The organism is Dysgonomonas sp. HDW5A (assembly GCF_011299555.1).
Taxonomy (GTDB): Bacteria; Bacteroidota; Bacteroidia; order Bacteroidales; family Dysgonomonadaceae; genus Dysgonomonas_A.
The window spans coordinates 1332083-1356871 of the sequence record NZ_CP049857.1; the positions used below are offsets into that span (position 1 = coordinate 1332083).

General features: G+C 36.4%; 16 protein-coding genes. 9 read left to right on the forward strand and 7 right to left on the reverse strand.

Annotated elements, in window-relative coordinates:
* Nucleotides 1–406: 406 nt before the first annotated feature.
* From trxB to G7050_RS05600, 4 genes are all read right to left on the reverse strand, one after another.
* Entirely contained in the window at nucleotides 407–1339 is a 933-nt protein-coding gene (gene trxB / locus G7050_RS05585; RefSeq protein ID WP_166112374.1) for a thioredoxin-disulfide reductase, read from the reverse strand.
* A gap of 128 nt (nucleotides 1340–1467) precedes the next feature.
* Nucleotides 1468–2103 (reverse strand): LolA-like putative outer membrane lipoprotein chaperone, encoded by a 636-nt coding sequence (locus tag G7050_RS05590; protein ID WP_166112377.1) that lies wholly within the window; start codon nucleotides 2101–2103, stop codon nucleotides 1468–1470.
* A gap of 116 nt (nucleotides 2104–2219) precedes the next feature.
* The gene (locus G7050_RS05595) at nucleotides 2220–2624 is read right to left on the reverse strand and encodes an L-rhamnose mutarotase (RefSeq protein ID WP_166112380.1); all 405 of its coding nucleotides are present in this window, start codon (nucleotides 2622–2624) and stop codon (nucleotides 2220–2222) included.
* A 27-nt stretch (nucleotides 2625–2651) separates the two neighbouring features.
* Nucleotides 2652–5180 (reverse strand): DNA translocase FtsK, encoded by a 2529-nt coding sequence (locus G7050_RS05600; RefSeq protein WP_166112383.1) that lies wholly within the window; start codon nucleotides 5178–5180, stop codon nucleotides 2652–2654.
* A gap of 443 nt (nucleotides 5181–5623) precedes the next feature.
* On the opposite strand from G7050_RS05600, the gene G7050_RS05605 reads away from it, so the two are divergent.
* The 5 genes from G7050_RS05605 to G7050_RS05625 all read left to right on the forward strand — a co-directional run bounded on the left by G7050_RS05605 (nucleotide 5624) and on the right by G7050_RS05625 (nucleotide 15155).
* Nucleotides 5624–8833 carry a SusC/RagA family TonB-linked outer membrane protein gene (locus G7050_RS05605; RefSeq protein ID WP_166112386.1) on the forward strand — a complete coding sequence of 1070 codons (3210 nt, stop codon included), beginning with the start codon at nucleotides 5624–5626 and terminating at the stop codon, nucleotides 8831–8833.
* 17 nt (nucleotides 8834–8850) lie between these two features.
* Nucleotides 8851–10461 (forward strand): SusD/RagB family nutrient-binding outer membrane lipoprotein, encoded by a 1611-nt coding sequence (locus tag G7050_RS05610; protein WP_166112389.1) that lies wholly within the window; start codon nucleotides 8851–8853, stop codon nucleotides 10459–10461.
* 311 nt (nucleotides 10462–10772) lie between these two features.
* Nucleotides 10773–12761, forward strand: a complete 1989-nt coding sequence (locus tag G7050_RS05615; RefSeq protein WP_166112392.1) for a glucosamine-6-phosphate deaminase — start codon at nucleotides 10773–10775, stop codon at nucleotides 12759–12761.
* 137 nt (nucleotides 12762–12898) lie between these two features.
* Complete coding sequence (gene nagB / locus G7050_RS05620; RefSeq protein ID WP_166112395.1) at nucleotides 12899–13711, forward strand: glucosamine-6-phosphate deaminase; 813 nt, start codon at nucleotides 12899–12901, stop codon at nucleotides 13709–13711.
* A 214-nt stretch (nucleotides 13712–13925) separates the two neighbouring features.
* Nucleotides 13926–15155, forward strand: a complete 1230-nt coding sequence (locus tag G7050_RS05625) for a peroxiredoxin (protein WP_166112398.1) — start codon at nucleotides 13926–13928, stop codon at nucleotides 15153–15155.
* 61 nt (nucleotides 15156–15216) lie between these two features.
* Here G7050_RS05625 and G7050_RS05630 read toward each other — a convergent pair whose 3' ends face one another.
* Nucleotides 15217–16554, reverse strand: a complete 1338-nt coding sequence (locus tag G7050_RS05630; protein WP_166112401.1) for a TIGR00341 family protein — start codon at nucleotides 16552–16554, stop codon at nucleotides 15217–15219.
* Between the two features lie 27 nt (nucleotides 16555–16581).
* Nucleotides 16582–17328, reverse strand: coding sequence for a shikimate dehydrogenase (locus G7050_RS05635; RefSeq protein ID WP_166112404.1), 747 nt, complete (start codon nucleotides 17326–17328; stop codon nucleotides 16582–16584).
* A 607-nt stretch (nucleotides 17329–17935) separates the two neighbouring features.
* Between G7050_RS05635 and G7050_RS05640 the strand changes: the two genes are divergently transcribed.
* From G7050_RS05640 to G7050_RS05655, 4 genes are all read left to right on the forward strand, one after another.
* Nucleotides 17936–18088, forward strand: a complete 153-nt coding sequence (locus G7050_RS05640; protein ID WP_166112407.1) for a hypothetical protein — start codon at nucleotides 17936–17938, stop codon at nucleotides 18086–18088.
* Between the two features lie 76 nt (nucleotides 18089–18164).
* Nucleotides 18165–19082, forward strand: a complete 918-nt coding sequence (locus G7050_RS05645; protein WP_166112410.1) for an extracellular solute-binding protein — start codon at nucleotides 18165–18167, stop codon at nucleotides 19080–19082.
* A 43-nt stretch (nucleotides 19083–19125) separates the two neighbouring features.
* Nucleotides 19126–22329: a SusC/RagA family TonB-linked outer membrane protein gene (locus tag G7050_RS05650; protein ID WP_166112413.1), complete on the forward strand. Its 3204-nt coding sequence runs from the start codon at nucleotides 19126–19128 to the stop codon at nucleotides 22327–22329.
* A gap of 70 nt (nucleotides 22330–22399) precedes the next feature.
* Nucleotides 22400–23830 carry a SusD/RagB family nutrient-binding outer membrane lipoprotein gene (locus G7050_RS05655; RefSeq protein WP_166112416.1) on the forward strand — a complete coding sequence of 477 codons (1431 nt, stop codon included), beginning with the start codon at nucleotides 22400–22402 and terminating at the stop codon, nucleotides 23828–23830.
* A 62-nt stretch (nucleotides 23831–23892) separates the two neighbouring features.
* Here the strand turns inward: G7050_RS05655 and G7050_RS05660 are convergent, their stop codons facing one another.
* Nucleotides 23893–24753: a GyrI-like domain-containing protein gene (locus G7050_RS05660; protein WP_166112419.1), complete on the reverse strand. Its 861-nt coding sequence runs from the start codon at nucleotides 24751–24753 to the stop codon at nucleotides 23893–23895.
* Nucleotides 24754–24789 lie beyond the last annotated feature (36 nt).

Sequence of the window (24789 nt, forward strand, 5' to 3'; positions counted from 1 at the left end):
AAGATATTTTATATATCAAAACATATATCCAGAAAATATCAAATTTAAATATCAATTGTAAACAATTATCATCTATAAGAAGTCAAATAAACACAAAATACAACAAATTAAAACACATATGGAACGACCAAATTAAAACACGAGAAAATCTGAAGGAAACAAAAAATCAACATATTTTTTACAAAATATGTCAACTGTCGATATTTAGCATACAAAATATCAAAACCAATATTATTTCAAGAAAAGAGAATAGTGGAGATTATACAATTAGAAAAAAGTAATTCTGAAAGAAAAAAAATAATATAAATAACAAAATGAACCTTTTGACATCTCTTATCCATCAATAAAGACACAAAAAAAGGGAGCTGACTAAAGTCAGCTCCCTTTTTAACGATATATAATACTTTTAATCTGCTAAATACCTCTCAGCTTCTATTGCAGCCTGACAGCCTGTTCCTGCAGCTGTAACAGCCTGACGATAAACCGGATCCGCCACATCACCTGCAGCAAATACTCCGGGAATATTAGTTTTCGGACTATCAGGTATTCTTTTTATATAACCTGTTTCGTCTAAATCTAATTGACCGGCAAAAATATCAGTATTGGGCTTATGTCCAATTGCCAGGAAGAATCCATCAATATTAATATCAAATTTTTCTTCATTAGCCTCACCCAAATGCTTTACCAGATGAGCTCCCTCAACTCCATTCTCTCCAAAAAGACCTAATGTGTTTGTATTAAACAAAATTTCAATCTTTTCATTTTTCATCACCCGATCCTGCATCACCTTAGATGCTCTAAGCTGAGGTTTACGGACAATAAGGTACACTTTACTAGCCAATCCTGACAAATAGATTGCTTCTTCGCAGGCAGTATCTCCACCACCTACTACTCCTACAACTTTCTTGCGATAGAAGAATCCATCACAGGTAGCACAGGCCGAAACCCCCATGCCTGCATATTTAGCCTCATCGGGTATACCTAAATATTTTGCGGTTGCTCCCGTCGATATAATTACCGTATCTGCTTCAATTTCGGTTTTACCATCTACAGTAATTTTTTTAGGTGTTGATTTCAAATCAGCAGCAGTGACTATTCCTGTACGAATATCGGCTCCGTAACGAGATGCCTGCTTTTTCAAGTCATCCATCAATTCAGTTCCGGTAACACCCTCAGGGTATCCCGGAAAATTCTCAATTTCAGTAGTAGTCGTTAATTGACCTCCGGGCTGTATACCCTCATACAACACAGGAGCTAGATTTGCTCTCGAAGCATAAATCGCAGCAGTATACCCTGCTGGGCCCGACCCTATAATAAGGCAACGTACTCTTTCACTCATAACAGTTATATTTTTATTTGATAATTTCAATATTAAAAACAAAGATATAGATAAATACTATAAGACAAAAGACTAATCATTTCTTATTTTCTATAGAAACATAGGCTAAATCTATATCATTTTATCGGTTAACGCAGATCGATAACCTCAACTCCCGGATATTCTTTTTTATTAAAAATAAATATATTGTCCGCCAAATTCACCCCTGTCTGAATCTTATTTATTATCAAATGATTATCCACACCGTCTTTCCCGTATGTGCTCACAGAGGTAAATATATTGGTTGCCTTATCTATGGTCACAATCATTTTTGAAAATTCCGTCTTTTTACCCAAAGGAATCATCTCAACAATATATACAGTCTTAGTCTTCTCCTTCTTTTCCCCTTTATAATTTAGCTTAAATCCGGTTTTATATAAACTAAGCAAAACTGAGGGACTAACTCCTGCCAACTCTTCTCCCGTAGGGTTACTGACATTCACCTCATCACTTCCTTTGGCATATACCCATTGAGTCTTACCATCGAACCATGTAATTCCATCGGGCACATCTATCTTAAACTTATTTCCTTTAAGGTATGCTTTTCCATCTTGACTATAGACCGTCTTTCCTTTTACATCTTCAGTGTTAACCGTAAAAGACGCAGTAATACCACCCGCCTTATTATAAGCCAGATTTGCCTTATCTAATATATCTTTAGCATTTTGAGCACTTAAACCAAAAACACATAAAAGGAAAACAAGTATTGATATATTTTTTTTCATAATAATCTGTATATTTCTTTAATTAGACTAGTCTTGAAACGAAAAGTTTAATCGTATATTAAGTGAACAAATAGTTCTGTAAGCTCAGCTTCACTTAAGACATTCAAATTTATCATTTATTTTACCTTTAGGCAATCTTCTAAAGAAAAAATTCGCTCCATCAATTGCCACTTCTCATCTGATGTACCGCCATTCTCTACATCTTGAAATTGCGACATAAATTCTTCCCATTCAGCCTGTCGGTCATAAGATGCCAATCGACCAAATGCCTCATCCCAATTAAAATCCAACGGCGTTTCAACAATCATCACCTCTATATTGCCAATCAGATAAATCTCCATATCCAAAATCCCGGCCTTTCTGATCCCCTCGGGAATTTCCGGCCATATATTTTGACTTTCATGCCAATACTTATACTGCTCGACTTTATCTCCGTCTAATTTTAATTTCAAAAACTGACAATAACGTTTCGTCTGAGTCAAATAAGACTCTCTTATATATCCCGATTTAAGATTTTCCATCAGCTGCCTTTTCATATTAATAACCTATCAGATAGAACTCAATTTTTGCTCGAGACTATACTCATCCATAATCAGGACTTCACGAGGTTTGCTACCCTGAGTTCCACCAACAATTCCGGCCGCTTCCAGTTGATCCATCAATCGTCCCGCACGATTATACCCTATAGAAAATTTACGTTGAATAAGCGATGTCGATCCCTGCTGATGTACAACAATCAAGCGAGCAGCTTCTTCAAACAAAGGATCTTTATCACTCAAATCAACAGAGCCAACTTTATCATCACTGCCTCCGTCACCCACAAATTCGGGTAACTCAAACGCATGAGAGTACCCCTGTTGCTTTCCTATATATTGTGTTATTTCCTCCACTTCAGGAGTATCCACAAAAGCACATTGAATACGCACTAAATCACTCCCTTGCGAGAACAGCATATCTCCCCGACCAATCAATTGGTTTGCTCCCGACATATCTAATATGGTACGGGAATCTATTTGAGATGTTACCCGGAAAGCCATACGTGCAGGGAAGTTCGCTTTAATTGTTCCCGTTATAATATTGGTTGTAGGGCGTTGAGTAGCAATGATCATATGCATACCCACCGCACGAGCCTTTTGGGCAATACGTGCAATAGGCATCTCAATTTCTTTACCTGCGGTCATTATCAAGTCTCCAAACTCATCTATAATAACTACGATATAGGGAAGAAAACGATGCCCTTTTGCAGGACTTAATCTACGCTTTCTGAACTTCTCGTTATATTCTTTAATCGTTCTAACACTGGCAGCCATCAACAACTCATACCTGTCATCCATCTCTTTTGTCAGAGAATTCAAAGTTTGAGTTACCTTACTTACATCTGTAATAATAGCTTTCTCTGCATCAGGCAGCTTTGCCAGATAATGCTTCTCAATAGTAGAGTAAATATTAAACTCAACCATTTTAGGGTCTACCAATACCATTTTCATTTCTGCCGGATGCTTTTTATACAAAAGCGATGTGATAATTGCATTTAATCCTACAGATTTTCCTTGACCCGTTGCCCCTGCAACTAACAGGTGAGGCATTTTACAGAGGTCAAACATGAAAATTTCATTGGTGATAGTTTTACCCAAAGCTACGGGCAAATCGTAATTACATTCCTGAAAACGCTTCGAAGCAATAACCGATTGCATAGATACAATCTGAGGATCTTTGTTGGGCACCTCAATTCCAATCGTACCTTTACCTGGCATAGGCGCAATAATACGAATGCCCAAAGCTGATAAACTAAGAGCAATATCATCTTCCAGATTTCGAATTTTAGAAATACGAACCCCCGCCTGCGGTACAATTTCATAAAGAGTAATAGTGGGACCTACTGTTGCTTTTATCGAAGTTATTTCGATACCATAATTTCGAAGGGTATTTATAATCTTATCCTTATTGGCTTTTTGCTCAGCCATATCAACACCTTTCCCTGTATTGTCATAAACTTTTAATAAGTCAGAAGAAGGAAAGTGAAAATTAGATAGATCTTTTGTTGGATCGTAATCCTCCATCTCGTCCACATCCGAAGCCGTAAGCTCCCGTTCTTCCGGGTTTATGACAGACTGCAATGGAGTCGGAGATGGGTTTCTTCTTTCTTGATACGCTTCCTCCTGTGGAATAACCACCTCAAAATCATCTTCTACATCAATAGACCGCGAAGGCTTATTAATTACAAGCTTAGTCCTAATTGGCTCATTATAAACTTGAGTAACCGGCTCCGGCTGTAGTTCATTATTTACAGGAAGCAGATTATCATTTAATAAATTACCCTCATCAGTGTCTGTTTCTTTTTTCTTCCTCCTAAACCAATTAAATATTTTACTCAAAACTGAGTTCTTTTCTATAATTTCATTATCCTCTTCCTCCTCTTCCAAATCGACATCAGTATCGTCATATTTAGGTTCACCATTAGAACCGGGAAAGAGGTTTTTGAAAAAGCCGACTGAGGTTTGCTTCGTTATTATAATAAATACTACAAGTAACAATATAATAATCAATGTAACACCAATACCTCCTAAAGCCGTTTCGAGCAATTGCTCCAATACCGAACCATGGCTTCCACCCCAAATTATATGACTATTCGGAAAAATCTTAGTCAAAACAAACGAACTGAAAATCGATCCCCAAATTAAAATAAAGGAACATAGAATAAATGCTCGAAGAATTGAAATTGTTTTTATTCCAATTAAACGAACCCCTATCAATCCAATAAAAATTGGTATCACAATAGAGAATACCCCACAGTATTTATTGATAAGAGCTTCTGCAACAAAAGCCCCTCCTACTCCAGTCCAATTACTTATATCTTGCTTATGGATTATCAGATCCAGAAAATATTTATTGGCAACTTTACTTTGATCGGCTGCACCGGTAAAGAAAAAAGAAATCATCCCAATAAGCATAAATAATGCAATAAAGATCACACAAACCCCAATAAGGAAGTGTCCTCTTTCGCTACGCAGAAAACGAAGCACACTGGATGCCGTTTTCTCACTCTTTTTTTTCTTTTTACTCTTTTTAGCAGGCATATACAATTCTTAAATTAGAAACAAAGATACATTTTTTCATTGTAGAATCAATATACATCAATCGGACTGTATTTGATAAAAAAAATGAATTATACAATTGCTTAATAATTCCTCACAAGTCCCTCATTTTCTATGTTTAATAACATACATAGCGGAAGAAACGGCACAAACGAAGCATCTAAAAATAACCTAACGCACTCTAGAACAATACAATAAATCACAAATATTAACATTCGAAACTTAATTCGAGCCTGAATGTTAATTAACAATTCTTTTTTTGTAAAAGATCATAAGGTACATAGATTTGTTGCAAAGAAATTAAATAGTAGTTAAATAACTCAATAATACCAAGAATTAAACAACCACTATATTACTATAAAACAACATTTTAAACAATACTAAAATAATCTTTGATTTATATATTTTCACTAAAAAGCGGCGTTATGGAAAACGGTAAACACATCAAACAAACAGAAGTACCTAAAAGAAGTGGCCTCAGGCTTCTCTCTCCCATTATGATGGTACTTATTATGCTCTTGTCAGGAATGACAATGAAAGCACAAACGGGAGGAAACATAACAGTATCAGGTATTGTTACAGATGGCAGTGGCGAAACTCTGATTGGAGCAAGTGTAGTACAAAAAGGAACTACTAATGCTTCAATGACAGGATTAGATGGAGACTATAAACTGACAGTACCATCGAATGCAACACTTGTTGTTACTTATGTAGGGTTTAATCCTAAAGAAGTACAAGTTAATGGAAAAACTAAACTAGACATCGTTGTATCGGAAGACACAAAACTTCTGGATGAAGTTGTAGTTACAGCATTAGGAATCAAGAGAGATAAAAAATCTCTGGGTTATGCACTACAAGAAATCAAAGGAGACCAACTGATGGAAACAAGAGATCCTAACGTTGCAAATGCATTGGCCGGTAAAGTAGCCGGATTGCAGATCAAGCAAAACGGATCAGGCCCTGCGGGTTCTTCTCGTATCGTATTACGTGGCAATAACTCTATCGGAGGAAACAATCAGCCTCTAATAGTAGTCGATGGTGTGCCTATCGATAACTTCTCGGGAGGTACAGATGACTTATTCAACGGTGGTATAGACAAAGGATCAGGCCTATCGGATATAGCTCCGGATGACATTGAGTCGATGTCAGTACTTAAAGGACCTGCAGCAGCAGCCCTTTATGGTTCACGCGCAGGTAATGGCGTAATCATGATCACTACCAAGAAAAGTTCAGGTAAAAAAGGCTTAGGCATTTCATACAACACCAACTTTGTTATTGAAAACCCTATGCAACTTCCTAAATACCAAAACACATATGGACAAGGACTAAACGGCAAATATGACGTGACTGCCTCATCAAGCTGGGGAGAAAAAATGACAGGACAAACGGTAAAAGATGTAATAGGCAGAGATGCTGTATATGCTTCTTACGGCAACGACCTTGAGGACATCATGCAAACCGGAACTACATGGACGAACAGTATTGACATAAGTAATAGTACCGACAAAGGAACTTTCCGTGTTGGTGTTATGAATTTATCTAACAAAGGAGTAGTACCAAATAGTTCTTTTGGAAGGACATCTGCAACAATCCGTGGAACAGCCAAATTATCAGACAAATTCTCTGTTGACGCGAAGCTGACCTATATCAACCAACAAGCAGATAATAGAATTAAAATCGGAGGAGACCCCGATAATATTTTCTATAACTACTTGTTAACACCCCGCTCTGTTCATTTAACAGACTACAAAGACCAATCTTTATATCCTAATTATGGTTTTGCGCCAAACACAATTGCAACCGATGGTAGTGGTATAAATTTGTCAGGCCTACCAGCCAGCTGGGTAAGTAACCACGGAGCAATGATAAGAAACCCATATTGGTCAATGTACAAAAATACAAATAGTGATAAGAGAAACCGTTTGATTGGATTTGGATCATTGAAATATGATTTTAATGACTGGTTAAACATTCAAGGACGTTATGGTATGGACTATTATGCTTCCCAATACAAGAACAGACAAGCAACCAATACTCCTTTCTGGGAAAAATCGGGAGATTATAGAATAACCAATGAGTCTTTCTATGAAATCAACTCTGACTTCCTTATTACTGCAACCAGAGATTTATCAGACAAAATCGGTTTAGTAGCGACAGGAGGGGGAAACATAATGTACAGAAGACTAAATACTGAAAGAACTATCGCAAACGGGCTAGTTATTCCAGATTTCTTTAGAATGGATAATGCTAAAAGAGCAACTACAGAAGATAGAATAACTCGCTCTCAAGTTAATTCTTTATATGCAACAGCGTCTTTTTCATATGACAATACATTATATTTAGATTTAACAGCACGTAACGACTGGTCTTCAACTCTTAATCCCGACAATCGTTCATTCTTCTATCCATCAGTAGGAGCAAGTTGGTTGATTACAGAATCTTTGGATAAGTGGGATGTTAATCACTCTGCTATTAATTTTGCAAAACTACGTGTATCTTGGGCACAGGTAGGAAACTCTGCTGATGCATACCAATTATTGAACGAAAGAAATATCAGCGTAACCAACATAACAAATACATTAACAAACCAATCTGAATCTTATTTCTTTAGTCGCTTTGACGAAACTAAGAGATTATATGATTTGAAAAACGAATTGGTTGAATCTTATGAAATAGGGCTTGAATTGAAAGCATTCAACAACCGTTTGGGACTAGACTTTGCATTCTACAATAAAGATGCTAAAGACCAGATTCTTAAAATGAATATCCCGGCTTCTTCAGGCTTTACTTATAAATATATTAATGCAGGTAATGTTCGAAACAGAGGTATAGAGCTTGTTTTATCAGGAACCCCTGTTCAAACAAAAGACTTCCAATGGAGTATGGATGTTAACTACTCTAGAAACAAAAACACAATTGTTAAGTTATATCCAGGTGTTGAACAGCAAATCTTGAACCACGTTTCAACAAGAAGTCTTGTAGAAATAGTAGCAAAAGAAGGCGGCTCTTATGGAGATATTTATGGTATCCCATATCTACGTAATGACAACGGGGATATATTAATTGACGATTCGGGTCTTCCAATCTTCGACACCAACAAGAAGAAGCTAGGAAACTCCAGCCCTCTTTGGATGGGTGGTATTGTAAACTACCTGACATACAAAAACTTTGATGTAATGTTCCAAATAGACATGAGATATGGAGGTGATGTATACATGGGGTCTATAGCCAGAGGTATGGGTGCAGGAACTCTTGAAGGAACTCTTGCCGGCAGAGAAGGTATGACAGTTGAAGGAATCAGAAAATCTGACAATACTGCAAATACAACTCAAACCACAGCTCAGGAATATTGGGGCAGATTGGGATCAGGTTCAGAACCTTGGATTTATGATGCTACAAACATCAGATTCAGAGAGTTTAGCATTGGATACACTATACCAAGAAAAGCTTTAAGCAAAACTCCATTCCAAGCTATCAAACTGAGCCTTGTAGGAAGAAACCTATTTATGATCTACAGCAAAACAAAAGGATTTGATCCTGAAGCAGGATTTACTTCAAGTAATGCTCAAGGTATCGAATTTGGATCAATGCCAACTCTCCGCAGTTATGGATTTAACCTAAATGTTTCATTCTAACACTAAAAACGTAAAATATGAAAACTAAAAATATAATATTATCCGGTCTTATTGGTCTTACCCTTCTAACCACATCTTGTGACAACGGGTTTGACGCAATAAATACCAATCCGAATGTACCCGGAACAATAGATTACTATAAATCAGATCTGGCAACTGCTCTAAGAGCCGGAGCTACACTCGATGGTGCAGATCTACATCAACGTATCAAAAGTATAAATGTAGATGTCTTCTCTCATTATCTGGAAAATGGTCCAGGAAGACGTAATTACACTCCCGCTGACTCTTACAATGAAGCATATTGGGGAGCACACTTCAGATGGATGTACCTATTAAATACGGTGATTGAAGATACAAAAGACAAGCCAGAACTTGCTAACTTTACAGCTCTTGCTAAAGTATGGAGAGTATACATCCAATCACAAGCAACTGATTTCTTTGGCCCGATGCCATTTCCAAAAAATACTGCTGATGCAGAATTTGCACCTTATGAACCTCTTGCTGATCAATACAAATTCTTCTATAATGAATTAAAGGAAGCCGTAGCCTTATTTGATGCGTCAAAAGCCTTTATGACCCCTGAAGATAATATATACTTTGGTCAAGTAGACAAATGGAAGAGGTTTACAAACTCATTGCATTTACGCTTAGCATTAAGAGTATCTGAGATAGACCCTACATTATGTAAAACTGAAGCCCAAGCAGCAGTAAGCAATGCAGCAGGATTAATGGAGCTTAATGGCGATGCCAGAATCGGAAGCGTTACCGGTTGGGGAAATCAATACCCATACTATATGTATCAGATAGGATGGGGAGGCAAATCTGTAATGGTTACATCCATGGAAAAAGTACTTACAGGTATTGGCGGTCTGGCTTATCACGGACCAACGGGAGCTATCGCTCCAGCAAAAGTAGACCCTCGTGGAGCTAAATATTTTGACCCTAGCTCCAAGAACAAAGAGTGGAAAGGTATTGCTCCCGGACTTATGAGTAACGAAGTGAGTAATATGAATACTGATTTCGGATACATGAGCCAATTGTGGATCTTAACCAGTGACTCCAGACCAATGGATGTATTCTTATATCCCGAAGTATGTTTCTTAATGGCTGAAGCGGTTGAAAGAGGCTTTGTTTCAGGATCAGGAACAGCTAAAGACTGGTATGAAAAAGGAGTAAAAGCATCTTTCCTAAACTGGGGAATTAGTGACGCCGATGCAACTGCCTATCTTGCTTCTGCAGCCAAGAATACTTGGGGTACTTCAGCTAATTACGATGATGCTACAGGAAACGGAAATACTAAACTTGAGAAAATCATAACTCAAAAATACATTGCAAACTATCCCGATCAAGCGTATCAGGCTTGGGATGACAAACGCAGATTAAATCTTCCTGCATTTGATATTCCTAAATATATCGATCCGGGAGCAGGAACATACCCTAGCAACTCGAAAGATATCAAGAATCCTGAGAATTTCATTTCTCGTATGACTTATCCTCAGTCTGAATCTTTGATAAATAATGCTAAATACCTTGAAGGTGTGGCACAATTAAGAGATGGAGATAAAACATCTTCTCCTCTATGGTGGGCATCGAAAAGAAGTAATTATGTTACATCTGTTGTAAATTAAACACCTTCTATTTACTATAGATATTTAAAAGAAGAAGAAGAAGTGCAAAGCGTAACAACTTTGCACTCTTTGTTTTCAACAACATTCTCAAAAGCTAAAACTAGTATTCAACAATACAGAGACGACTGACAAACCAGCAACTCAACAAAAGAATTAATGTCATTTCTAAAAGGAAAAACCAGTATTTCGCCCTATCAAAAAAATAATGTATAAGCGAAAATACCTTATGGAGAACAAATCGTTTGAACTTTAAAATGACTATCTTTGTTAATCATGGTTCAGTCTTAAATAAAACCGTAATAAAAGAAGATATGAAAACAGATTTAAGTTCTCAGATTACATTAGAACGGATACCTCAGAGATATTATCATCCGACTAATGCTTTTGAGCAAACCGCATTGACACGCTATGAAAAAATTGACACTCAGATCTACGAGTCGTCAAAAGCAGCATCCAATTACGTTGCCAGAAAAATTGGCGAAGAAATAAGAAGAAAACAAGAAGCCAAAGAGTACTATGTATTGGCTCTTCCGGGAGGACATTCACCACAAACCATCTATCAAGAACTGGTAAGATTACACCAAGAGGAAAAATTAAGTTTCCAGAATGTAGTGATCTTTAGTGTATATGAATACTACCCTCTTCAAAAAGGATCGGATAGCAACCTACAATTATTAAAAGATCTATTATTAGATCATGTAGATATAGATTGGACTAAGGTATTTTCGCCTGATGGAGAAATTGCCAAAGACCAAATCTTCTCACACTGCAAATCTTATGAAGATAAGATCGAAAGCTATGGAGGAATAGATCACCTTTTACTTGGGTTAGGTAGAGGAGGAAATATCGGAGTAAATATCCCCGGTTCAAACATCAACTCTCAGACTCGTATCATTCTACTTGACAATCAGTCTCGCAAAGAAGCAACCAATACATTTGGATCTTTAGACAAAGTACCCGAAAGTGCTATCACTATGGGTATATCGACTATGCTAAAAGCTAAAAAGATCACCTTAATCGCTTGGGGAGAAGATAAAGCTCATAGTGTAAAAGATGTTGTAGAGGGTAAAAAAAGTGATGCAATACCAGCCTCTTGGTTGCAAAACCACCCTAATGTAAAGATATTTACAGATCTTAATTCGGCATACGATCTAACCAGAATAAGCAAACCTTGGTTAGTAACCAGCTGTGATTGGACAAATCAACTGATTCGCCGTGCCATAGTTTGGCTATGTTTCGAGGTCGATAAACCAATTCTTAAATTAACGAATAAAGATTATCAAGATAACAGTCTTGGTGAGCTTCTAGCATTATACGGCTCGGCATACAACGTGAACATTAAGGTGTTTAATGATTTGCAACACACTATTACAGGATGGCCAGGAGGAAAACCCAATGCAGACGACACAAATCGTCCCGAAAGAGCAGCCCCATACCCAAAACGTGTAATCATATTCAGTCCACACCCCGATGATGATGTTATCTCAATGGGAGGAACTTTCCAACGTTTAGTGAATCAGAAGCATGATGTACATGTTGCATATCAGACATCGGGTAATATTGCCGTTGGTGACGAAGAAGTAATTCGCTATGCATCTCTCATGGAGAATGTACGCGCTAAATACAGTCCGAACGATACCATTTTGAAAGAAGAATTAACAAAAGTTCTAAACTTCTTAATGAAAGAAAAGAAAGCCGGAGATGAAGATACCGCGGATGTATTATTCATGAAAGGACGTATTCGTCGTGAAGAAGCTACTGCCGGATGTCGCTTTGTCGGAATAAAAGATTCAAAAATAAAATTCCTGGATCTGCCTTTCTACGAAACAGGAAAAGTAAAGAAGAATCCAATATCAGAAGCAGATATAAAGATTGTAAAAGAATATTTACAGGAAATCAAACCTCATCAGGTATTTGTTGCAGGAGATTTAGCCGATCCTCACGGAACACATAAAGTTTGTCTGGATGCAATTCTAGCAGCTGTAGATGAATTAAAAAACGAAAAAACAGAATGGCTTAAAGATTGCCGCTTCTGGATGTACCGTGGAGCTTGGGCTGAATGGGAAATTGACTTCATTGAAATGGCTGTCCCTATCTCTCCCGAAGAATTGCGTTCTAAACGTTTATCGATTCTTAAGCACCAGTCTCAGATGGAAAGTGCTCCATTCTTGGGTAATGATGAACGCCTATTCTGGCAACGTTCTGAAGATAGAAACCATGCTACTGCCGAATTATATCGCAGACTAGGGCTAGCTTCGTATGAAGCTATCGAAGCTTTTGTTGAATACAAGCCTCTTTAAGCCCTAAATAATAATAAAAGAAAGATAGGCTTGAATAAAGTCTATCTTTCTTTATGATTAACTATTGGAACCTCTTCTTCCAAAACAATAAAAAGGTCTGAGACCTTAAATATGAATAACCATAAACACTATACAACATGAGATTAATTATTCAGGCAGATTTTAACAACCTATCAAAATGGGCAGCAAATTATGTCGCAGCAAAAATTAATGAAGCTAAACCAACAGCAGATAAACCTTTTGTTCTAGGGTTACCTACCGGATCTTCTCCATTGGGAATGTATAAAAGCCTTATCGAATTAAATAAAAAAGGAGTCGTTTCTTTTAAAAATATAATCACTTTCAATATGGATGAATATGTAGGTTTACCTCAAAATCATCCTCAAAGCTATTACACATTTATGTGGGATAACTTTTTCAATCACGTAGATATCAACAAAGAAAATGTAAATATACTGAATGGTAATGCAGCCGATCTTGATAAAGAATGTGCCGCATACGAAGCTAAAATGAAATCGGTAGGTGGTGTAGACTTATTTTTAGGAGGCATCGGACCCGATGGGCATATTGCTTTCAATGAACCAGGATCGTCATTGTCTTCCAGAACACGTGTAAAAACATTAACAAAGGATACAATTATTGCTAATTCAAGATTTTTCGACAACGACATCAACAAAGTTCCTAAAACTTCTGTAACTGTAGGCGTTGGTACAATATTGGATGCCAAAGAAGTATTAATTATGGTAAATGGCCACAATAAAGCAAGAGCATTAGCTCAGGCTGTTGAGGGATCAATAAACCAAATGTGGACTATTACAGCACTACAGCTTCACGAAAAAGCAATCATTGTATGTGATGAAGCTGCAACCGAAGAACTTAAAGTTGGAACATACAGATATTTCAAGGATATAGAGGGAGAAAACCTAAATCCTGATTCTTTACTGAAATAAGGCTATAAAACTTTATATATAAAAGCAGTCCATAATTCAATTGGACTGCTTTTTCTGTAAATACCATACTTATGGGATTTCATTTTACAAAAGACAATTATAACTTTGTATCCTAAATAATACGCAAAATAACAGCAAGCAATTAATTCAGAATTATTTATCAATTATAACTTGCTTAAGTAATAAATAGGTCTGTGACCTAAAATAGATAACAATGAAAAAATATTTAATATTAGGACTCTCTGCGACGCTAGCATTAGCTTCTTGCAAAAATGACAAACAAGAAAGCCCCAAATTAAAAGATGGAAAATGGCATGCCGAATTTAACGCCAAAGATGGAAGTATTCCGTTCTCATTCGAAGTAGAAAAAGGCAGCTCCGACAGTTCGGCAGTTGTAACTCTGATAAACGGAGCCGAGCGGGTGCCATTGGAAGGTGTAACATATAAAGGAGACAGCATCTTTATTCCTATAAAAGCATATGACACAGAACTTAAAGGAGTAATAAAAGGGGATTCTATTTCTGGTATTTTCAGAAGATTATTCTCCGAAGAAGATAAAGGATTGGAATTTAAAGCTGTATATGGAGCTACTCCCCGATTCGTAACAGAAGGTACCTCAGCCGATTCCTTAGATGGTAAATGGGATATACAGTTTATTACTGACTCTGAGACTAAAAATAACGTAGGCATATTTAGTCAAAAAGATGGTATACTTACAGGCTCTATTCTAACAAATTCGGGCGACTTCCGTTACCTGGAAGGAGTTTCTGATAAAAACGGGTTCAGACTATCTGCATTTGCCGGACTAAGTCCCTACCTTATCCAAGGTAAATTTACAGATAAAGATAATTTTGAAGGTGAATTTATTACAGCCAAAGGTAGCCAAAAGATAAAAGGAACACGAAACCCGAATGCTCGCCTAGCTGATCCTTATGGACTTACTCAATTGAAAAAAGGGTATAACTCTATTGACTTGAAACTACGTGACCTGAAAGGTAACGAGGTCTCATTGACTGATCCTAAATTTAAGGACAAAGTAGTTATCATTTCAATTTTAGGGAGTTGGTGTCCAAACTGTTTAGACGAAGCAGAGTTTTTAGCCCCTTGGTACAAAGAAAATAAAGATAGAGGTGTAGAAATTGTAGGACTTGCTTTTGAACGTAAAGACGACCCAGAGTATATACAAAAGGTATTATCGAATCTGGTAAAGAAATATGATATTACTTATGATATACTTGTCGGAGGAAAAATCAGTGATTCCGAAAAAGTATTATCTGCTCTTGATGGTGGCTTAAAAAGCTACCCTACAACTATATTTATTGACAAGAAAGGTGTAGTGAGAAAAATTCATACAGGGTTTAACGGACCTGCAACAGGATTATTTTATGACGAATTCAAAACCGATTTTAATAAACTGGTAAATGAATTGCTTGCTGAAAAATAATGGTTATTGGTTTTTATGGGTAAAAAGAGAAACGATCAGAAGTATTACTTCTGATCGTTTTTTATCTACCCTTATCGTTCTCCTGAAAAAATAACATAACCAAAGTGGTATTCAAGCGCTTTTGTAACCATTCCTTAATTTGATTTCTTTCTTTAAGATTGAGAGAGTATTTCTCTTTTGTCGTGAATATAACAACACTTGTCTTTAATCGATTATCTATTGTATCTTGTGAATAAGTGACACCCTCAGAATAATTACATGACTCAATTTGAGGATATAAAGGCGAGATTTCGGTAAGAAGCTGCATACCAATCAAAAAACGACTTTTTATACTGTCTACTCTTTGCTCATTTTCTTTCAACTGTATATTTAGTCTATTAATTTCTTGCCTCAAGCTATTTTCCTGCGAAAGGCTTTTATCTCTTTGATCAGGTTCAAAAGCAATACCTTGCTCTATTTTAACATCAGCAGTATCTATCTGGAAATCGACAGCTCTACGGATAATATCTTTTCTATCTTCCTCACTGAATGATGTACCTCCATATACTAACCGAATTTGTTTCTTATCGGCATTGATCTCATCTTTCAACAGATAGTTTCCCTTATAGATACTTATACTTTTGACATACTTTCCGGCATTAATAGTAAACTTTTCGTTTTGAACAAGTTTATAACCAAGATATATACTTGGAAGAATTGTAATAGTAAGGATTACGGATATTATTTGATTAATTCTTTTCTTTCTGGCATCCTCGATATTACTACGTATCGGGAATTTCAAAATTTGTGCCACAGCAGTTGAAGCTAAGGCAATACATACCGTATTGATCGTGAAAAGATAAAAAGCTCCAAAGAAGAATGTAAACTGACCTGTTGCCAAACCATATCCTGCTGTACAAAGAGGAGGCATTAAAGCAGTTGCAATTGCCACTCCGGGAATAACATTACCTTTATTTTTGCTACTAATGGCAATAATTCCGGCAAACCCACCGAATAAAGCAATCAACACATCATAGATCGTCGGGCTGGTACGAGCCAATAACTCGGACTGGGCATTTGAAACAGGGCTAACTATAAAATACAATGTTGAAGCGACCAAACTTGCTCCTACTGCAAATGTAAAATTCTTTATAGAACGCTTGAAAAGTATATAGTCGTTAATAGCAATGCTATAGCCCATTCCATTTATGGGTCCCATCAAAGGAGAAATAAGCATTGCTCCTATAATTACGGCCGTAGAATTTGTATTTAATCCTACCGAAGCAATAATAATAGCAAAAACTAAAATCCACAGGTTTGTTCCTTTAAAAATAATTCCCTTTTCGATGCTCTGGTGAATCTCCTCAAAATCTTCGATTTCACCTTTCAAGTTTATATACTTTAATAGCTTGCGAATCATATTCTTTCAAATTAAATATCCGTTATACTAAATAGCATTCCATATATTCCAAGCTGCAAGAGCCTGTAATTGGAGCATCTCACCACCATTTTTTATTTTTGCCCCCTGCTTTCTTCCTAATTCGAGAAACTTCGTTACCGGAGGATTATATACAAGATCATATAACAGATGAGAGTCGGTAAGATACTCATAGGGAATATCCGGACATTCATCTATATTAGGAAAGGTGCCTACAGGCGATGCATTTACTATCACTTTGTATTCTGATAATATTTCAGGAGTAAGATCTTTATATGTAAAAACTCCTTCAGCGGAAGTGCGTGAAACATATTTAGTCTCCAAACCCAATTTTCTCAAACCGTATTCAACGGCTTTTGATGCGCCTCCTGTTCCTAATATTAAAGCTTTTTGATGAAGTAGAGGATCAATCATCGGCTGTATTGAGTTTTGAAATCCAATCAAATCCGAATTATAACCTTTCAAAGTAATGTTACCTTCTTTTCGTATTATTTTGATAACATTAACGGCTCCAATAGCCTTTGCTGTTTCATCCAATTCATCCAAAAAGCGAAGCACTTGCTCTTTATATGGAATCGTAACATTAAGCCCTTTGATATTTGGATCAGAGTTTATAATAAAAGGTAGATTATTTATATCTGCAATTTCGTAGTTACTATACTCTGCCTCAATGTTTTCATTTTTAAATTTATCACCAAAAAATTTATAAGAAAACGAATGTTTGAGAGGATAACCGATAAGTCCGTATTTTTCCATGGGTATTATTATTTACAAGCAAAAATAGTTATAAGCTGCGGAATTAAAAACACTTACCTATTTTAATCCGTCTTTCAAAGACAAAAACCGGAAAGAAGATATAAATATTTCGAAATCATAGCAATAGACAATAAATAATATAGCAATCTAGAATTCTAATAAATTTATTCTATATAGAATATTATTAGGTCGAAAAACAGTAGGATAAATTATCTGGATAGTTGCACAAATAATAATATAATAAGGAGATTTTATGCGAAGATAAACATAACCTAGTATTATAGAATTTAAAAAAACAAAATGCTAACAAATTATATTAACGCTCTTTATCTTATTACTTCAAATATACCTAAATATTTTTATTGAAGAGAATTAATTCAGCATAAAAAAATTGAAGTTTGGCAGACACACAAGCTCTCAAACATATATCATTCAACAAAAAAATACTGTATGATAAAAATATACATCTATAACACTTAAGACATCATAGATAGCTCCAATTAAATATACCACATATATGGTATTTCGAAATTAGTATATGTTAGCTTCTTTTGTGAAAGAATTTTAAGACATCGTTTTAAAGGTTTATCACTAATAGTATCAAGACATGAAATCAGTATTTTTCACATCTACAATTCAAGATTATTCAACAGTAGGAAACTACTCATTGTCTTATTTTAAATCGGCTAACCAAGCTGTAGAAGCTCTACTTACCGATGTATATTGTTGTCCATATATGCGAATGTGCATGCCTTGCTGACCACCTCTCTACGATGGGTATCACACCCAACACTTTATATCCCAAAAACAATATTCAAAATATAATAAGAAACAATATGAAAACTTCAAGATATATCAAATTCACATTTATAGCCGCTCTTTTTTTAGTTACAGGATCAATTTTTGCTCAGAACTCGGAAAACGTATTATACATAAAAGGAGCAAATTTTACTCATCCTATTTTAAACGCATGGATAACTGAGTATAATAAAACCAATCCCGGTGTAGTAATAAAAGTAGCTGATCGAAATACAAATAATGAAGCTATTGACATAAATGTAGTTACAAACGAAAATCAAATAAAAAATCCTGCTCAACAATCGTTACAAGTAGCAAGATACGCCATATTACCTGTTGCTAACAAACAAAACCCTCTATTCTCGGAAATAAGTAATAAGGGTTTAGATAAAAATAAAATAAAACAACTTTTTTTCGAGAAAGATATTGACGATGAAGGCAAATATCCCTTCAGAAATGAGGTTACAATTTACTCTGGAAGCCTCGAAACATCTAACTCTGAAGTTATTTCAAATTATTTCGGAAAAACAGAAGATCAACTAAAAGGTAAAAAGATTGCAGGCGATGATATTTTCCTAATCAATGCCCTTAAAAAAGACGAAACCGGTGTTGCTTTCAACTATCTGTCTTACATATACGATACTAAGACACGTGAATTAAAAGATAATATAGCCATTCTACCTATAGACTTGAAAAAAGATCAATGGCAAGCTGTTAATTCGGGCATAGATGCAACGCTAACATTACTTGAAAGCGAAAAAATAAATCTTATTCCAATCGAGACACTTAGCTTAGCTTTTGATTCAAAACTACCTAAAGAAGCTCAAAGCTTCATCGAATGGGTTGTAAACGATGGGCAGAAACTTAATCATGACTATGGTTTTCTAAATATCGATTCAAAAGAGAAGAAAAATATCCAACAACAAATTATCAATTACGCCAGCTTAGAAAAATAAGCAAATCTACTACTATTCAATAAATAAAAAAAGATTAATTTATATGCTGCAACAACATTCACAATCGCTATATAATATAGCGAAAGCACTCTTGCTGACTCTATTTTTATTGGGAGGTACAGCAATATATGCTCAGAATACAACCATACATGGAGAAGTTTTAGATAGAAATCGCTTACCTCTTCCCGGAGTTTCGGTTACTTTAAAATCTTCAGCTAAAGTAAATACGGCTACAGATCTTGATGGTCAATTTACAATTAAAGTTTCCGAAGATCTACCTGTAACACTCGTATTCAATTTCTTAGGATACAAAACTCAGGAAGTAGATGTTTATGATAGCAATGAACCAGTTAATGTTATTCTATCTGAAAATAATAACCTGCTGGATGAAGTGGTAGTTACTGCTTTAGGGATTAACAGAGAAAAAAAATCACTCGGTTATACTACTCAGGAATTAAAGAGCAATGATCTAAAAGGCAATAAAGAGCCTAACTTATTAAATTCTCTTAGTGGAAAATTGGCAGGTGTACGCATCACCAATTCACAAGGAGATATGGGATCTTCACGTATCATTATTCGAGGGGAAACATCTATTGCCGGAAATAATCAGCCTCTATTTGTTGTAGATGGTATACCTGTAGACAATTCACAACTTAACTCAGGAGGAGCTACTCGTGACTTTAGAAATGCAATAGCCGACCTTAACCCCGAAGATATCGAAACGATGAGTGTGCTTAAAGGCCCTAATGCAGCCGCACTGTATGGATCTCGTGCTGCTCAAGGAGTTGTTTTGATCACAACCAAAAGCGGAAAAGGGCAAAAAGGAATCGGTGTATCTTTCAATTCGGGCGTAATTCTATCTACTGTAGCAAGTCTTCCCGAATTTCAAAATTCTTTTGGACAAGGTTCGAATGGTTTATTTAGTTATGTTGACGGAAAAGGTGGTGGTATCAACGATGGTGTAGACGAAAGTTGGGGTCCCAGAATGGACGGAAGGCTTATTCCTCAATTCTTCTCAAACGGAGAAGCTGTTCCTTTCGTTGCTCATCCGAATAATGTAAGAGACTTTTTCAATACAGGTGTAACGTTTAACAATGGTGTATCGGTATCCGGTTCAGACGAGAAATATAATTTCCGCTTAGGTGTAAATCACGAAAATCAAAAAGGTGTAGTGCCTAACACTCAGATTAAGAAAACAAACTTCTCTATCAATACAAGTTATCAATTGACCAAGAGAGTTAAAGTTGGAGCTACTGCCAATTATATTGTGAACGATGTTCCTAACCTTCCGGGAGGTCCATCAGGAGGTCGTGCAGCCGGTGTAATGCTTCAATTCTTATGGTTTGGTCGTCAGGTTGATATAAATGAACTGAAAAATAACAGAGATGTAAACTGGAATAACAGTTACTATAGCAATCCTTACTGGAATGCATATTATAATACTGTACAACAAAAAAGAAACAGACTTATCGGAGATGTACATGCAGATATTAATCTGGCACAAGGTCTGGATTTTAAATTCCGTACAGGAACCGATTACTATAACGATCGCCGAAAATACACTATCAAATATGGCACTAACGGTACTCCATACGGATCATATGCCGAAGATGCATATACTGTTAATGAGAACAATACAGAGGCTATCTTAACTTATACTCGTGAGCTTAATAAAGATTTTCATTTGGATGCTCTTGCCGGATTTAATGTAATGAACAAAACATATGAGAACAATTACCAAAAAGCCCCAAGATTGGCTGTTCCTGATCTTTATACTTTAACTAACTCAAGAGACCCGTTAACGTCTTCGAATGAATATAAAGCCCGAAGAATATATAGTGCTTATGCATCTGCCCAACTTGGATATAAAGGTTATGCATTTTTGAACCTTACTGCTCGTAACGACTGGTCATCGGCATTACCTCGTGAGAACCGATCGTATATGTATCCTTCTGTAAATGCGAGTTTAGTTTTAACAGAGGCTTTAGATATAAAAAGCAGTACACTAAGTTTCTTAAAACTGCGTGCCGGATGGGCGGAAGTAGGTAATGACGGGGGTGAACCTTATCAGCTGGTAACTGTATTTAATTCGGAAACTGCTTTTCAAGGAAACCCGATACAAACCTCTTCGAAATTGAAAAGAAACCCGAACTTAAAACCCGAAACTACCCGTTCTACTGAAATCGGTACAGAGTTGGCTCTGTTCAATAACAGAGTGCGTTTAGACTTTGCTTGGTATAATACCAACAGTATTAATCAGGTTCTTGAAATCAAGACAACCGCAGCTAGTGGATATACCTCTCAATTGCTGAATGCAGGAAAAATAAATAACAAAGGTTATGAAATTCAACTAGATGTTATGCCTGTTGAAACAAAAGACTTTAAATGGAATGTTGGCCTGAACTACTCTTCCAATAGAAGTAAAGTTGTCGTTCTTGACCGGGATGGTCTGATCGAAAATTACACAGTAGGCTCTTCGGGTGGTGTAGATATATTGGCCTCTGTTGGTCAAAAATATGGTATTCTATATGGTACAGCCTATCAGAGAGATGATAATGGAAATATTATTGTTGCATCCAATGGTTTACCTAAAGCCGATCCTCAAAAAAAAGTATTAGGACATTATACTCCTGATTGGTTAGGTGGTATCAGTAATACATTTACGTATAAAAGCTTTGACTTCTCATTCCTGATTGATGCCAGCATCGGTGGAAGTATTTACTCCGGAACTAACAGAACAGGTAATTATACAGGAGTATTAGAACAAACCCTTTCGGGACGTGGAGCCGAAAATGGAGGTATTGAATACTATTACGCAGGAAATGATACAAAAACACCAAGAATACCTCTTAATGGAGGCACAGCACCATCGGGAGTAAACGTATATGATGACGGTATGATCTTCCAAGGTGTTCTGGAAAATGGTAATCCAAATACCACAATTTTAAGTGCACAGGAATACTACAAAGCATCTTATAACATCAATGAAGCTTATGTATATAAAGCCGATTACATTAAATTCCGTGAAATAAAGCTGACATATACATTCAATAAGAGCTTGTTGAAAAATATCGGATTGCAAGGTGCTAACATATCGGCATTTGGACGTAATCTGTTCTTTATATACAAAGATGCTCCGAATATTGATCCCGAAACAGCTTTCAATACAGGAAATGCGCAAGGTCTGGAAAGTCTAGCATTGCCAACAACAAGGTCTTTTGGAGTTAATCTGAATCTTCAGTTTTAAATTACAGACCATTTATCAATTTGTCTGATATAAATAACTAAAGACAGTTATAATTATAAAAATCGAATTTATGCTTAAAAATATATTATCAATCCTATTAGTTGCTTTTGCTCTTAGTTCGTGCAACGACCAACTGGATGACATCAACCGAAATCCAAATGCAACCGAAACTCCTCTTGCTCCGTTTCTTCTTACGGGTAGTTTAAAACACGGAGCCGATCTTTATTGGGGATCAAACAGCAGTTTCAATTCATCATTGTTATTTATTCAGCAGTGGGCAAAGATACAGTATACTGAGCCTGACAGATATCAAATTTCAAATACTGACGCAGAAATCACGACCTTATGGAATACCGGTTATGCAACATTGATTACTGATTTGAATACTATTCTGGCATTTCCTGAAGCACAAGCCAATTCAAACTTCAAGGGCATTGCTTTGGCATTGCGTTCATGGACATTTTTGCTACTTGCTGATACATATGGAGATGTACCATACAAAGATGCGGGACAAACAGTCAGTCCTTCCTATAATACCCAAAGAGAAGTTTATCTGGGTTTATTAGAAGATTTAACCGAAGCCCAAAATCTATTAGATGCTTCGAAAGGTGCTGTTACCGGAGATTTGGTATACAATGGAGATATCAGTAAGTGGAAAAAATTTGTAAACTCACTGCGGTTACGTATTGCATTGAGAATCTCCGATCGTGAAGCAGAGCTTGCCAAGCAAACTATTGCCAGCGTAGTGGCTGATCCTCCCGGTCTTATCAGCAATAATAACGAAACATTCAAATTTATCTATACAAGTTCTCCTCAACAAAACCCGGCGGCAGCATGGTTTGAAACCCGAGACGATTATAGAGTATCTAAAACTATTGTAGATAAACTATATGAACTTTCTGACCCGAGATTGCCTGTATATGCACAATTGCCATCTGATACATCTGTTGACAGATATGTAGGTGCTGCCAACGGTTTATCAAACAGTGATGCTAATAATCAGGGTTTTGCAAAAACCTCTAAACCGGGAACTTATTTCTTAAAATCTGAATCTCCTGCCGTTATATTCAGTTATGCTGAAGTATTATTCGGATTATCGGAAGCCGTAGCCAGAGGATTTATTTCGGGTGATGCCGAGACTTACTATAAACAAGCGGTTACAGCATCATTAAACCAGTTTGGTATTACCGATGCAACTACTGTAGCTGATTACCTGAATCAGGCAAAAGTGAAATACGATGCCTCAAACTATAAAAAATCTATCGGAGAGCAAAAATGGATCGCTTTTTACGGACAGGGATTAGATGCCTTTGCTGAATGGAGAAGGTTGGATTACCCTGAGCTTAAACCCGGAAGTGCAACTGTGCTGGAAGGTCAAATGCCTCTACGCTTCTTTTATCCGGGAACGGAACAATCCTTAAACGGTAAAAGTTATAAAGCTGCTGTAGCAAATCAAGGTGAAGACCTGCTTACTACACGACTTTGGTTTGATGTAAAATAAAAAATAAATTACTGATATAAAGTGAGGGAGTATAGCCGAATTGGCTATACTCCTTTTTCTGCTTATTCAATCGGAAGATAAATTTCAGTTTTCAGTTTATCGGGAGAAGTTCTATCGGGATGATTAAGATATTTCTCAAATGCAGGAACGTTTCTCAATTTGCAATTACTGTCAGGCAGCCACTTTGCATAGATAGTATCATATACACTGCCCAGATTTTCATACGGTCCCTGATATAAAAAAATTGCATACTTACCTCCGCTTATTTCTTTGACTCCTATTTCACCTTTAGGTAAGGCCTTTTTAGGAAGAACTAAACAAATATCAGTGCGAAGCTTATCCGCTTCTGTAACTTTGGGGTCATCATGGTAGACACAAAGATGTTCTATACCTGCCGAAAAGAGTTTGTTTTCTTTTACATATGCCCATAAGCGTGTCCAACATCCGCTAAAATCAACATCGGAATATTTGCCAAAAATCTGAATATAGATAACCTGCTTGGGTTCCAACTCCTGTATTTTGGGTGCTTTCAGTTTTAAATCTTCATTTAATAATAGTGATCTCATAATCGTGTGGTTTTTATTGTTTCTAAATTCGATTGGTGAGATTCCATAAAACGACTTAAACGATTTCGACAAAGAGGAAGGCACATCATATCCTGTTTGATAAGCAATATCTTGCACCGATAGATCCGAATGGCGTAACAATCGAGCTGCAGTCTCGATACGCAAACGTACAATAAAAGCCCCTAAAGATTCACCCAGAAAAGCTTTCATGATGCGGTGAAAATGATACGGTGAAAAATTTGCCTTTTTGGCTAAACTATTCAAGTCCAAATCCTCACTCAGGTGTGCATTGATATGCTCAATAATAATATTGACTTGCTTTTGATACTCTTCCTTAGTTGATAATCTCTGATTCATTTCGTTTTTATTTAATCTCACGACAAAAATAGATCA

Coding starts and splice junctions, on each gene's coding strand:
- trxB (WP_166112374.1), bottom strand. CDS start 1,339: ATGAGTGAAAGAGTACGTTGCCTTATTATAGGGTCGGGCCCAGCAGGG.
- G7050_RS05590 (WP_166112377.1), bottom strand. CDS start 2,103: ATGAAAAAAAATATATCAATACTTGTTTTCCTTTTATGTGTTTTTGGT.
- G7050_RS05595 (WP_166112380.1), bottom strand. CDS start 2,624: ATGGAAAATCTTAAATCGGGATATATAAGAGAGTCTTATTTGACTCAG.
- G7050_RS05600 (WP_166112383.1), bottom strand. CDS start 5,180: ATGCCTGCTAAAAAGAGTAAAAAGAAAAAAAAGAGTGAGAAAACGGCA.
- G7050_RS05605 (WP_166112386.1), top strand. CDS start 5,624: ATGGAAAACGGTAAACACATCAAACAAACAGAAGTACCTAAAAGAAGT.
- G7050_RS05610 (WP_166112389.1), top strand. CDS start 8,851: ATGAAAACTAAAAATATAATATTATCCGGTCTTATTGGTCTTACCCTT.
- G7050_RS05615 (WP_166112392.1), top strand. CDS start 10,773: ATGAAAACAGATTTAAGTTCTCAGATTACATTAGAACGGATACCTCAG.
- nagB (WP_166112395.1), top strand. CDS start 12,899: ATGAGATTAATTATTCAGGCAGATTTTAACAACCTATCAAAATGGGCA.
- G7050_RS05625 (WP_166112398.1), top strand. CDS start 13,926: ATGAAAAAATATTTAATATTAGGACTCTCTGCGACGCTAGCATTAGCT.
- G7050_RS05630 (WP_166112401.1), bottom strand. CDS start 16,554: ATGATTCGCAAGCTATTAAAGTATATAAACTTGAAAGGTGAAATCGAA.
- G7050_RS05635 (WP_166112404.1), bottom strand. CDS start 17,328: ATGGAAAAATACGGACTTATCGGTTATCCTCTCAAACATTCGTTTTCT.
- G7050_RS05640 (WP_166112407.1), top strand. CDS start 17,936: ATGAAATCAGTATTTTTCACATCTACAATTCAAGATTATTCAACAGTA.
- G7050_RS05645 (WP_166112410.1), top strand. CDS start 18,165: ATGAAAACTTCAAGATATATCAAATTCACATTTATAGCCGCTCTTTTT.
- G7050_RS05650 (WP_166112413.1), top strand. CDS start 19,126: ATGCTGCAACAACATTCACAATCGCTATATAATATAGCGAAAGCACTC.
- G7050_RS05655 (WP_166112416.1), top strand. CDS start 22,400: ATGCTTAAAAATATATTATCAATCCTATTAGTTGCTTTTGCTCTTAGT.
- G7050_RS05660 (WP_166112419.1), bottom strand. CDS start 24,753: ATGAATCAGAGATTATCAACTAAGGAAGAGTATCAAAAGCAAGTCAAT.